We start from the raw sequence: 13,074 nt of genomic DNA, 5'->3' as shown, positions 1-13,074 counted from the left end.
CTGTCACCACGAAAAGCCGTGGTGCGCACGACGACAGCCTTGCGCGGTGAGAACCGCGATGGGCGCGCGCATACCCCTACCGCCCGGCGAGCACCGGGGGAGGCGCCTTCGCAGCCGCACCATGACCGGGCATCCCGACGACAACCGAACACGGGGGAAGGACCCTACCATGGCTCAGCAGCAGACTCAGCAAACCCAGCAGAAGGACAAAGCGGTACTGGCGTATTCCGGCGGACTGGATACGTCCGTGTGCATCAAGTGGCTCCAGGAGGAGAAGAACCTCGACGTCATCGCCGTGGTCGGCGACGTGGGGCAGGAGCATGAGGGCCTTGAGAAGATCAAGCAGAAGGCGTTGAAAACCGGCGCCGTGGAATGCCTGGTCGTGGACATGCGCGACGTGTTCGCCCAGGACTTCCTGTCCAAGGCGCTGGCCGCCAACGCCCTGTACGAGAACAAGTACCCGCTCGTGTCCGCGCTGTCCCGGCCGCTGATCTCCAAGCACCTTGTGGACGCGGCGCACAAGTTCGGCGCGAAGTACATCGCGCACGGCTGCACGGGCAAGGGCAACGACCAGGTGCGCTTCGAGGCGAGCATCCTCATGCTTGATCCGGACATCGAGATTATCGCCCCGGTGCGCGAATGGGATCTGCACACCCGCTCCGAGGAGATGGAATGGGCCCAGGCGCACGGCATCGAGGTTCCCACCACGAAGAAGTCGCCGTACTCCATCGACGATAACCTGTGGGGCCGGGCCATCGAGTGCGGCGTCCTGGAGGATCCCTGGATGGAGCCGCCGACGGACATCTACACGATGACGGTCGATCCCACTGAAGCTCCCGACGAGCCGCAGTACGTGGAGCTCGAGTTCGCGCGCGGTCTGCCGTACGTCATCGACGGGAGCCAGAAGAGCTTCCTCGGTATCATCTACGCGCTGAACGAGATCGCCGGCAAGCACGGCTACGGCCGCATCGACATGATCGAGAACCGGCTGGTGGGCGTGAAGAGCCGCGAGTGCTACGAGGCGCCGGGCGCGCTGTCGCTCATCCAGGCTCACAAGGCGCTGGAAGACCTGGTGCTGGAGCGCGAGGTGCTGCACTTCAAGCTGGGCATGGAGCAGGAGTGGGCGAAGTGCGTGTACAACGGCCAGTGGTTCTCGCCGCTCAAGGAAGCCGTCGACGCGTTCCTCGCCTCCACGCAGCGCTGTGTGGCCGGCACGGTGAAGCTCAAGTTCTACAAGGGCTCCTGCACCGTGGTGGGCCGCAAGAGCGCCTACTCGCTGTACGATTACGCGCTGGCCACCTACGACAAGGACGACTCGTTCGACCACGCGGCGGCCAAGGGCTTCATCCAGCTGCAAACGCTCTCTGCCAAGACGTGGGCCTCGAACCGTCGGCAGGAGGGCGCGCCGGCCGAGCTGTTCGACGCGCAGAAGAAGGTCGGCCCGTTGACGAAGGGTGCGTACGAGGACGTGACGCCGGTGTGGAAGCAGGTGGCCGAGGCTGAGAACGCGGCGGTCGTCGAAGAAGCGGAAGCGGCCTTGCAGGGCGCTGCCGAGAAGGCTTAAGGGGGACGCTATGGCTTTGTGGTCGGGCAGATTCACCGAGAACGTGAGCGAGTTCACCCAACGCTTCGGCGCATCGCTGCCGGTCGACAAGGCGCTGTATGCGCAGGACATAGCCGGGTCGCAGGCGCACGCGCGCATGCTGGCGTCGGCGGGCGTCATCGAGCCCGCCGATGCCGCGGCCATCGTCGAGGGGCTCGACCGCGTGAAGGCGCGCATCGAGGCGGGCGACTTCGCGTTCGACATCAACGACGAGGACATCCACATGTCGGTGGAGCGCGCGCTCATAGCCGACATCGGCGACGCGGGAGCGCGCCTGCACACCGGCCGCAGTCGCAACGACCAGGTGGCCACCGACACGCGCCTGTTCGCCAAGCAGCGCTGCGAGGACCTCATGGCGGCGAACGTGGCGCTGCGCCAGGCGCTCGTCCAGCAGGCCGAGGCGCACTTCGACGTCGTCCTGCCCGGCTACACCCATCTGCAGCACGCCCAGCCGGTGCTGTTCTCGCACCATATGCTGGCCTACGTGTGGATGCTCGCGCGCGACTTCGAGCGTTTGGCGGCTGCGCGCGCGGCGGCCGATGCGAGCCCGCTGGGTTCGGCGGCGCTCGCGGGCACCACGTACCCGCTCGATCGGCAGATGACGGCGGCCGAGCTGGGCTTCTCGCGGGTGATCCCGAACTCGCTGGACGCCGTGTCCGACCGCGACTTCCTGCTGGACCTGTCGTACGCGTGCAGCGTGTCGTGCATGCACCTGTCGCGCCTGTGCGAGGAGATCGTGCTGTGGTCCAGTTCGGAGTTCGGGTTCATCGAGCTGTCCGACGCGTTCTCCACGGGCTCGTCCATCATGCCGCAGAAGAAGAACCCCGATTTCGCCGAACTCATCCGCGGCAAGACGGGCCGCGTGGTGGGCGACCTCGTGGCGCTGCTGGTCACCATGAAGGCGCTGCCGCTGGCGTACAACAAGGACCTCCAGGAGGACAAGGAGGGCGCCATCGACGCGGCCAAGACGCTGGAGGATTGCCTCGTGTGCGCGGCCGGCATGATCGAGACGATGCGCGTGGTGCCCGAGGCCATGACGGCGCAGGCGAAGAAGGGCTACCTGGCGGCCACCGACGTGGCCGACTACCTGGCCAAGAAGGGGATGCCGTTCAGGCGCGCCCACGAGGTGGTGGGGCATCTCGTGCTGGTGTGCGAACAGCGCGGCTGCGACTTGGACGACTTGACGCTGGCCGACTTCAAAGCCGAAAGCGACCTGTTCGAGGAGGACATCACGGCCTCGCTCGATCTGGAGAGCATCGTCGCGGCACGCACCACCGAGGGCGGCACGGGCCATGCTGCGGTGCGCGCGCAGCTGGCGCTTGCGAAAGACGCCCTCGCGGCCGACGAGGCGGTGCTTGCGGGATAAGCGCAGCGCCTTTTGGCGCGGGGGCACCGCCTGAGGCCCGAGCGTCCTTCGCCGCGCCGATCGCACGCTGCGAGCGTCTCGAATCGGCGCGGCACGCGCGCAACGGACCGCAAGCGGGCTCCCGCGCCCGAGAAAAAAGCGCTGCACCCTGCTTGCATCAACCACGTTTTGAGCTCCCGACCGGGCATTTCTCCTTATGACCTTTTTCCAACAAACTTGTGTTGTTTCATGGGGGCCTAACCCCCGATGTTACAATGGGCGGAGTTTTTTGGAGGTGACACGTGGCTTCACGTTCTATAAAGAATAGGCCGGGGATCAAGAAAAAACATCCTTCCATCGGCTTCCTTGCGGTGTTCACGGTCTTTTTGGCCGTGATCGTCGCCGGCTTCTCAGGCGTCTACGCCCTCGGTTCGTCGTGGATCGGCGACCTTGAGGACTACGACGTGTCCGATGCCGGCCAGCTCAACTCGTCGCTGCCGTCGATCATGCTGGCGTCGGACGGTACGGAGCTCGCCCGCTTCCAGGTCGAGTACCGCGACCCCGTCGAGCTCGACCAGATCAGCGAGTACGTGCGCGAGGGCACCGTGGCCACCGAGGACGAGCGCTTCTACGAACACGGCGGTTTCGACCTCGCGGGCATCGCGCGCGCGGTGTACGTGAACCTCACCGGTTCCGGCAAGGAGGGCGCGTCCACCATCACGCAGCAGCTCGTGCGCAACACTATCCTGGCCGACGAGATGAACGATATCTCGTTCAAGCGCAAGGTGCGCGAGATGTACCTCTCCGTCAAGTTGGAGGAACAGTACTCCAAAGACGAGATCCTGCTCATGTACCTTAATACCATCAACTACGGTTCCGGCGCCTACGGCATTGAAGCCGCGTCGCAGCGCTACTTCTCGAAGCATGCAAGCGAGCTCACGCTGGCCGAAGCGGCCGCGCTCATCGGCATTCCGCAGTCGCCGACGTACAACAATCCCATCGACCATGAGGACAACTGCCTCGCGCGTCGCAACCTCGTGCTGGATCGCATGCTGACGAACGGCTACATCACCCAGGAAGAGCACGATGCCGCCCAAGCGGAGGGCATCGTGCTCAACCCGACCGAGACCACGGTGGATGGCCTGGAGAAGTATCCTTATTTCAGCAGCTACGTGCGCGACCTGCTCATGGATCCCGACGGCGACTACCGCTACTCCGAGGACGAGATCTTCAAGGGCGGCCTGACCATCCAGACGACGCTGGACGTCGACTCTCAGGAGGCCGCCGAGGCCGCCATCAAGGAGAAGCGGGAGAGCCTCGATCCGGCCATCAACGGCGCGCTCGTGGCCATCGAGCCCGAAACCGGCTTTATTAAGGCGATGGTGGGCGGCGACGACTGGGAGAACAACAAGCTGAACCTGGCCACGGGCGAGCGCGGCGTTCCCAATCCGGGCCGTCCGTCCGGCTCCTCGTTCAAGGTGTTCACGCTCATCGCAGCGCTCGAAGCGGGCATCAGCCCGCAGACGATGGTGGACTGCTCGTCGCCGGTCACTATTCCCAATACGGGATACACGGGAGCCAACGCCCTGCAGAACATCGACAACAACAATTACGGTACCATAAGCATCCAGCGGGCTTTCGCGAAGTCGTCGAACACGGGTTTCGTGCGCCTTGAGATGGCGCTCGGCATCGACAAGGTGATTGCGACGGCCAAGAAGATGGGAATCGGCTCGACGCTCGAGGCTAATCCGTCGCTCACGCTGGGCCAGTCGAACGTGACGATGCTCGACATGGCCAGCGCCTACGCCATCATCGCCAACGGCGGCGTGCGCGTCGATCCCACGCCCGTCCTCACCATCACGAACTCGAAGGGCGAGGTGATCGTCGACAACACCACGCCCGACGCCTCGCTTTCCAAAACGCATAGCGAGCAGGTCATCTCGCCCGAGGTCGCCCATGCGGCTGTCGAGGTCATGAAGACCGTCGTGAACAGCTCGGACGGTACGGGTACGGAAGCGGCGCTGCCGAATGGGCAGGTGGTCGCTGCGAAGACGGGCACGTCCACCGAGTACAAGGACATCACGTTCTGTGGCATCACGCCGCAGATGGCGGTGGCCGTCTGGTTGGGCGATCCCGCGAATGTCAAAACGCTGCCGGCCCGTGTGGGTGCCGGCGACGTGTTCCGCACCTTCATGAGCGCGGTGCTCGACGGCCAGCCGACCGAGCAGTTCCCGCAGGCGGCCGATCCCACGTACAAGAACTTCTCCGATCCGACCTACCATGTGGGAGGGTCCGCTAGCTCGTCGAACACCGACGACGAGAAGGATGACGAGAAGAAGAAGGACGCCGAGGACAAGGACGCCGACAAGGGCAAGGACGATCCTGCGCCGACGCCTACTCCCACGCCGACGCCCACGCCGACGCCCACGCCCACGCCCACGCCCGATCCGACTCCTACTCCAACCCCCGATCCGACGCCGAAGCCGGATCCCGATCCGACGCCCACTCCCACGCCGACGCCCGACCCCGGAGGCACGACGGACAAGCCGGCAAGCTAGGTTGCGGACCCGGAAACCGTTCCGATACGAACGCGTCGCATCCCCGGCGCGACGGCGGGCGAACCGCTACGATAGTTCAACGATGATTCGATGCAAGAGAGCAGGTAAGACATGAAACATACGAGATTCGCCAAGGTGCTGGTCGCCATGTTCGCAGGCGTCTTGATGGTGGCGGCTCTGGGCGGATGCGCGCAGCAGGATACGGCGGCCGCGCAACAGCAATCCGAGAACCGTCAGTACATGACCCAGGTCAACCAAACTATGGACGACCTGAAGAGCCGTCTGGAGAGCTTTACCGATGCGGTATCGCGCGGCGACGTGGTGGGCATGCGCACGCAGGCCGACAACGCGTTCAAGGCTATCGACGACCTGAACAACCTCAACGTCCCCGACGCCCTCAAGGATATCCAGAAGGAGTACGTCGACGGCACGGCCGATCTCAAGGACGCGCTGAACTCCTATATCGACCTGTATACGGAAATCGACAGCGCCACCGAGGAACAGCCCTTCGACTACTCCACGTACGATCAGCGCATCCAGGATATCAAGTCGAAGTACGACGAGGGCATCGGCAAGCTCCAGTCGGGCGACAACAAGGCCAGCGAGCTGCCGGAATAACCTCGACTGACACGCACACTGCCTTGAGCGGCGGCCCTTTCGGGCTGCCGCTTTCGCATTCGACCACGCTTGCGTCCGCTCAGTCGTATTGCCGGGTTTTCGGCTGCCGCCTATCGGTTTCGCTCATGTTAATTCTGCGCTTGCTGCGGGGGCGCTTGGCGGCCGAGGGTATAATGGAAAGGGAGAATACTATACATTTTCCCACATGAGGACGAGGAGCGAGCGGTGAGCGAAAAGACACAGGGAGCCAGGAACATCGCCGAAGAGGCATTCGGAAACGAACGCAAGTTCAAGCAGCTGGTGGGTGCGCTGTCGGGTCCGTCGAGGCGCGAGCGCCAGAACGCAGCAGCGGCGCTCTCCTTCTTTGCCAAGGATCATCCCGATTTGATGATCCCGTTCGGCGCTGCCGTCATCGACGCGCTGAATCGCCCCGAAGCCCAGACGCGCTGGGAGTGCCTCGATATCCTCACCACGATGGTCGACCACGATTCCCGCACGTGCGACAAAGCGGTTCCCGGAGCCGAAACCGCGTTGTTCGACGAGGAGAGCGGGCCGGTGCGTTTGGCGGCCATGCGGTTCCTCTGCAAGCTGGGCGCTACGACGGAGAACCGTTCTGAGCGTGTGTGGCCTCTCATCGACGAGGCTATCCAGTGCTACCATGGCGACCTGGAGTTCCAGGATATGCTGGTGTCGGTTATCGACTTTTCGGCGGGCAAGCTGGCACCTTCCGTGAAGAAAGAGCTGGGCGCGCGCATGGCCTTCGACGCCTCCAACGGCAAAGGGCCGCTCAAGCGCCGTGCGCAGCAAATCATCGACAACGTGCAGGACTAGCGCACGGCATTCCGACGAGCCTTCCGGGCTCGTTTCGTCGCGTCGACCTAGAAGGCGGCGCAAAGGGGTATCGTTCGAACAATTGCAGAAGGAGAGAACATGGCATCGCATACCGTGGCCCTCGTACCCGGTGACGGCATCGGCCCGGAGACGTCGGCCGCCATGCAACGGGTGGTGGAGGCCAGCGGCGCCGATATCGTTTGGGATGTGGCCGAGGCGGGGGCGCATCTCGTGGAGGAGCACGGCACGCCGCTGCCTGCTTCTACCATCGAGGCGGTCAAGCGGAACAAGGTTGCCATCAAGGGTCCCGTCGCCACGCCGGTGGGCACGGGATTCCGCAGCGTGAACGTGGCGTTGCGCCGGGAGCTCGGCCTGTACGCGTGCCTGCGTCCCGTGCTGTCCATTCCGGGGGCGGGCGGCCGCTACGACGGCGTGGATATCGTCATCGTCCGCGAGAACTCCGAAGACCTGTACGCGGGCATCGAGTTCGAAGAGGGCTCCGAGGGCGCCCGCAAGCTGATCGCGCTGTGCGAGGAAGAGGGCGCGGGCGCTATCCGTCCCGATTCCGGCATCTCCGTCAAGCCGATCTCGAAGGCGGCGTCCGAACGGATCGTGCGTTTCGCGTTCGACTACGCGCGCAGGCACGGACGCCGCAAGGTGACCGCCGTGCACAAGGCGAACATCATGAAGCATACCGACGGCTTGTTTTTGCGCGCGGCGCGCGAGGTTGCCGCAGAGCGCGCCGAAGATGCGGCGTTCGAAGAGCGCATCGTCGACGCGTTCTGCATGAACATGGTTATGGATCCTGCGCAGTTCGACGTGGTCGTGTTCCCGAACCTCTACGGAGATATCGCCAGCGACCTGGCCGCAGGTCTCGTGGGAGGCCTCGGCATCGCGCCGGGCGCGAACATCGGCGACGAGTACGCTGTGTTCGAAGCGGTGCACGGCTCGGCGCCCGACATCGCGGGGCAAGACAAGGCCAACCCCACCGCCCAGATACTGTCGGCGGCCATGATGCTCGACCATCTGGGCGAAGCGGAGGCGGCCGAGCGCATCCGCCGCGCGGTGCGCGCCGTGTACGCGGAGGGCGCGCACCTGACCGCCGACATTCGCAAGGCCACCGGCTCGTCCAAGCCGGCGGCAAGCTGCACGGAATTCACCGATGCCCTGATCGCGGCATTCTAAAACGTTGGAGTAAGGAGAACCTATGAGCCAAGAGAACAGCCGATTCGCTTCGACGCTGAACGTGAACGGCACGACGTACGCCTACTATCCGGTCTCGGCCGTCGCCGGCTCGGAGCAGCTGCCGTACTCGCTGACGGTGCTGCTGGAGAACGTGCTGCGCAACGCCGAAACGCCGGAGGCGGCCGAGGAGCTGGCCGCGCGCATCGTGGAAGCGGGGCGCGCGGGCGTCGTGGGCAGCGAGATCGAGTTCTCGCCGGCGCGCGTGCTGTTCCAGGATTTCACGGGCGTGCCCGTGTTCGTGGACTTCGCCGTGATGCGCGAGGCCTGCGCTCAGCTGGGCGGCGATCCGACGAAGATCAACCCGCAGATTCCCTGCGACCTCGTGATCGACCACTCGGTCATCGCCGACGTCGCCGGCTGCGCGGGCGCGCTCGCGCAGAACATGGAGCTGGAGTTCTCGCGCAACAAGGAACGCTACGACTTCTTGAAGTGGTCGCAGGAATCATTCGAGAACGTGCGCATCGTGCCGCCCGGAGCGGGCATCTGCCACCAGCTGAACATCGAGCAGTTCGCCCACGTGACCATGACGGCCGACGGCGCGCCCGGCGAGCCTCCCACGGCGTACTTCGACACGCTCGTGGGCACCGACAGCCACACGCCCACGGCCAACGGCATCGGCGTGCTGGGCTGGGGCGTGGGCGGCATCGAGGCCGAAGCGGCTGCGCTCGGCCAGCCCATCACCACGCTCGTGCCGAAGGTGGTGGGCGTGCGCCTGACGGGCGAGCTGGGCGAGGGCGTGGCAGCCATGGACGTGGCGCTGTCGTTCGCGCAGATGCTGCGCGCGAAGGGCGTGGTGGGCTGCTTCGTGGAGTGCTTCGGCCCGGGCCTCGACGCGCTCAGCGCCACGCAGCGCACGTGCATCTCCAACATGACGCCCGAGTACGGCAGCACCTGCACGCTGTTCCCGGTGGACGAGCAGACGCTGACGTATCTGCGTCTGACCGGCCGCAGCGAGCAGCAGGTGGCGCTCGTGGAAGCTTACGCCAAGGCGCAGGGCTTCTGGAACGACGCGGACGCGCCCGCCCGCACCTACGCCGAGGTGATCGAGTTCGACCTGGGCGCCGTGGAGCGCTCGCTGGCCGGCCCGTCGCGCCCGCACGACCGCATCCCGTTGTCGGCGGTGCAGGAGGGATTCCGTTCCGTGTGCGACGAGCGCGGCCTCGACCTGTCCAAGCGCGTGGCGGTCGATCTCGACGGCGAAGCGTACGAGCTGACCCACGGCGCGCTGGCCATCGCGGCGGTGACCAGCTGCACGACGGCTACCGACCCCTCGATGATGCTGGCCGCGGGCCTCGTTGCGAAGAAGGCTGCCGACGCCGGCCTCAAGCCCCAGCCTTGGGTGAAGTGCGTGCTGGCTCCGGGCAGCAAGGCCACCGAGCTTCTGCTGGAGCGCGCCGGGCTGCTGGACGGGCTGCGGGCGCTGGGCTTCTACACGTGCGGCTTCGGCTGCATGAGCTGCATCGGCAACTCGGGTCCCATCCTGGACGAGCTGCACGAGGTGGCCGAGGACATCGAGCTGGCCAGCGTGCTGTCGGGCAACCGCAACTTCGAGGGTCGCATCTCGCCCGATGTGTCGCAGAACTACCTGGCGGCTCCCGCCGCGGTCATCGCCTACGCGCTGGCGGGCACCATGGACGCGGACCTCGAGCACGACGCGCTGGGAACGCGCCCCGACGGCACCCCGGTGCTCTTGGCCGACATCTGGCCCAGCGACGAGGAGATCGCCGCGCTGGTGGCCCAGCATGTGGATCGCTCTCTGTACGAGGAGGGCACGCGCGGCCTGTACGACGGCGATGCGGCCTGGGCCGCGCTGGGCAGCGAACCCAGCGACACGTTCAGCTGGGACGACGCGTCCACCTACGTGCGCCGCGCCCCGTACTTCGACGGCATGGAGCGCGAGCCCTCCGCGCCGAAGCCCGTTGAGGCCGCTCGCGCGCTGGCGCTGCTGGGCGACTTCATCACCACCGACCACATCTCGCCGGCGGGCTCCATCGCCGCCGACTCGCCCGCGGCCCGCTACCTGGAGGAGCGCGGCGTGGCTCCGGCCGACTTCAACACCTACGGCGCGCGCCGCGGCAACCACGAGGTGATGATGCGCGGCACCTTCGCCAACGTGAAGCTGCAGAACAAGCTGGCCGAGGGGAAGAAGGGCGGCTGGACGCGCGACTTCGCCACCGGCGAGGTGCGCCCGCTGTTCGACGCGGCCATGGACTACGAGGCTGCGGAAACGCCGCTCGTGGTGGTGGCCGGCAAGATGTACGGCAGCGGCTCGTCGCGCGACTGGGCGGCGAAGGGCCCGGCGCTTCTGGGCATCCGCGCCGCGTTCGCCGAGAGCTTCGAGCGTATCCATCGGTCGAACCTCATCGGCATGGGCATCCTGCCGCTGCAGTTCCAAGAGGGCGAGAGCGCCGAGAGCCTGGGACTGGACGGTTCGGAGCTGTACACGGTGGCGCCCATCGACTTCTCGCAGGGGCTGCCCGAGCCGCGCGTGGTGGACGTGACCGCCGAGCGCGCGGACGGCCAGACGACGACGTTCCGGGCGACCGTCCGCGTGGACACGCCCACCGAGGGCCGCTACTACCAGCACGGCGGCATCCTGCCGTTCGTGCTGCGCAGCCTTTTGTAAAGAAGAGGTAACGTCGGCGCCCGATTGCGAAGAGCGGTCGGGCGCTTTGTCGTATACTGGATACTTTAACTATCGGTACGCTTGGGAAGGGATGCCGTGAAACAGACATCCGGATTCGATGCGCTGATCGAAGCGCTCAAACAATCAGGGGTAAACGTGGACGGTCGGTTCGATGCCGACCATGAAGCGCCGTCGGGCGGGGCAGGACGCGCCGGAGGCGGGGGAGGCGGCGCTCAGCCGCCGCACGTGAACGTGGAGATCCCGTTCGCCGACCGCATGGCCTCGTGGGGCAAGCGCGCGCTCATCGTGGCCGCCATCGTCATCATCCTCGTGGGTCTCGCGGCCTACTGGTGGTTCCATCCGCCCATCAACATCCACTCGACCGACACGTGGATGTTCGTGGCCGTGTTCATCCTGCTGCCGTTGTTCCTGCTGTTCTGGAGCAAGTCGCACAGCTACAAGAACGGCACGGGCAAGGTCGAGCCGAACGAGGGCAAGGCGAAGGCCTTCAAGTGGGCGTCGTACCTGCCGGTGCTGGTGGCCGTCGTCGGCGTGCTGGGCGCCGTGGCGTCGCTGTCGATCTTCCCGGGCAACGCGGCGAAGTACGCCAACGTGCTGCAGACGGTGGAGGAGACGTTCGCCGACGACATCAAAGAGGTGAACTACTCGGAGATCCCCGTCATCGACCGCAGCTCGGCCATTTTGCTGGGCAACCGCGAGATGGGCTCCATCCCCGAGTACGTCAGCCAGTTCGAGATCTCGCCTTTGTACAGCCAGATCAACTATCAGAGCGCGCCGGTGCGCGTGAGCCCGCTGGGCTACGCCGACCTGTTCAAGTGGTTCACAAACCGCGAGGGCGGCATCCCGGCGTACGCCCTGGTGAACATGACCACGCAGGACGCCGAGATCGTCAAGCTGGGCGACAGTCCCATCTACTACTCGGAGTCCGAGCCGCTCGTGCGCAACATCGACCGTCACGTGCAGCTGAGCTATCCGTTCTACATGTTCGACCAGAAGTCGTTCGAGATCGACGACGACGGCCATCCGTGGTGGATATGCCCGGTGCAGACGCGCACCATCGGCCTGTTCGGCGGCACCACCATCAAGCGCGTGGTCATGGTGGACGCCACCACGGGCGAGACGCAGGACCTGGCCATCGAGGACGTGCCGCAATGGGTCGACCACGCCTATCCCACCGACCTGCTGCTTGAGCAGTACAACTGGTCGGGCAAGTACAAGGACGGCTGGCTGAACTCCGTGCTGGGCCAGCGCAACGTCGTGCAGACCACGCCGGGCACCGACGGCAACCTGGGGTACAACTACATCGCCAAGGACGACGACGTGTGGGTGTACACGGGCGTCACCTCGGCCACGGCGGACAACTCCATCGTGGGCTTCGTGCTGATCAACCAGCGCACGGCCGAGTCGCACTTCTACTCGGTGTCGGGCGCGACCGAGGACTCGGCGATGCAGTCGGCCGAGGGCCAGGTGCAGAACCTGCGCTACCGCGCCACGTTCCCGCTGTTGATCAACGTGTCCGGACAGCCGACGTACTTCATGGCGCTCAAGGACGACGCGGGACTGGTGAAGCAGTTCGCCATGCTGGACATCCAACGCTACCAGAACGTGGCCGTGGGCAACACGGTGGCCGAGTGCCAGAAGGCCTACCAGGCGCTGCTGGCCACGAACGGCGTGCTGGCCGATTCGAACGTGGACACTGGCTCGCTTGAGGCGCAGGGCACGATTAGCCACATCGCGCAGGCGGTGGTGGAAGGCAACTCGCACTTCTATGTGACGCTCGAGGGCGACAAGGGCATCTACGACTTCGCGTTGCCCGGTCTCATCGAGATCGTCGGGTACAAGGAAGGCGACGCCATCGCGTTCAAGTACGTGGAAGCCGAGCCGACGAGTCCCGTCGAGGAGATCATCGGCAACACGAAGACGAACATCGGCGAGAAGGCGGCCGAGGAAACCGCGAAGCAGGCCGAGGATACGGCCGACGCCAAGGGCGACGCGGCGTAAGGAAAACGCTTGACATTCGTTTTGGGCGGGGTACAATAGACAAGTTGTTTAGTTCGTTCCGCTGCCCAAGACAGCTGGCACCGCAAGGTTTAATCGCAGAGATGCGGCCCGCCGAGGTGGTTCTGATAAGTTTCGCGCTTTGACGACCCCTGCTGTCACGAGACGGCGGGGGTCGTTTCTTGTTTTCAAGCGACGATTCCCACCCGCGAGGGGCGGAACCCGAGTT

8 protein-coding genes are annotated in these 13,074 nt (G+C 65.4%); all 8 read left to right on the top strand.

The window, feature by feature from the left end; translation table 11 throughout:
• Positions 1 to 169: 169 nt before the first annotated feature.
• The 8 genes from GT590_RS07500 to GT590_RS07465 all read left to right on the top strand — a co-directional run bounded on the left by GT590_RS07500 (position 170) and on the right by GT590_RS07465 (position 12,848).
• Positions 170 to 1,564: an argininosuccinate synthase gene (locus GT590_RS07500; protein ID WP_086414817.1), complete on the top strand. Its 1,395-nt coding sequence runs from the start codon at positions 170 to 172 to the stop codon at positions 1,562 to 1,564.
• A 10-nt stretch (positions 1,565 to 1,574) separates the two neighbouring features.
• Entirely contained in the window at positions 1,575 to 2,969 is a 1,395-nt protein-coding gene (gene argH, locus GT590_RS07495; RefSeq protein WP_086414816.1) for an argininosuccinate lyase, read from the top strand.
• A 281-nt stretch (positions 2,970 to 3,250) separates the two neighbouring features.
• Positions 3,251 to 5,506, top strand: coding sequence for a transglycosylase domain-containing protein (locus GT590_RS07490; RefSeq protein WP_161170985.1), 2,256 nt, complete (start codon positions 3,251 to 3,253; stop codon positions 5,504 to 5,506).
• A 111-nt stretch (positions 5,507 to 5,617) separates the two neighbouring features.
• A complete protein-coding gene (locus tag GT590_RS07485) occupies positions 5,618 to 6,124 on the top strand; it encodes a hypothetical protein (protein ID WP_009305036.1) in 507 nt (168 codons plus the stop codon).
• Positions 6,125 to 6,349: 225 nt separating this feature from the next.
• Positions 6,350 to 6,955: a hypothetical protein gene (locus tag GT590_RS07480; protein WP_086414814.1), complete on the top strand. Its 606-nt coding sequence runs from the start codon at positions 6,350 to 6,352 to the stop codon at positions 6,953 to 6,955.
• Positions 6,956 to 7,054: 99 nt separating this feature from the next.
• On the top strand, positions 7,055 to 8,140 hold the full coding sequence (locus GT590_RS07475; RefSeq protein WP_035586491.1) for an isocitrate/isopropylmalate dehydrogenase family protein: 1,086 nt from the start codon (positions 7,055 to 7,057) through the stop codon (positions 8,138 to 8,140).
• A 22-nt stretch (positions 8,141 to 8,162) separates the two neighbouring features.
• Positions 8,163 to 10,826: an aconitate hydratase AcnA gene (gene acnA / locus GT590_RS07470; RefSeq protein ID WP_114557575.1), complete on the top strand. Its 2,664-nt coding sequence runs from the start codon at positions 8,163 to 8,165 to the stop codon at positions 10,824 to 10,826.
• Between the two features lie 96 nt (positions 10,827 to 10,922).
• Positions 10,923 to 12,848 (top strand): Tat pathway signal sequence, encoded by a 1,926-nt coding sequence (locus GT590_RS07465; protein ID WP_161170984.1) that lies wholly within the window; start codon positions 10,923 to 10,925, stop codon positions 12,846 to 12,848.
• Positions 12,849 to 13,074 lie beyond the last annotated feature (226 nt).

Source organism: Eggerthella sp. BIOML-A1 (genome assembly GCF_009875595.1).
Taxonomy (GTDB): domain Bacteria; phylum Actinomycetota; class Coriobacteriia; order Coriobacteriales; family Eggerthellaceae; genus Eggerthella; species Eggerthella lenta.
This window is presented reverse-complemented; position numbering and strand designations above follow the sequence as displayed.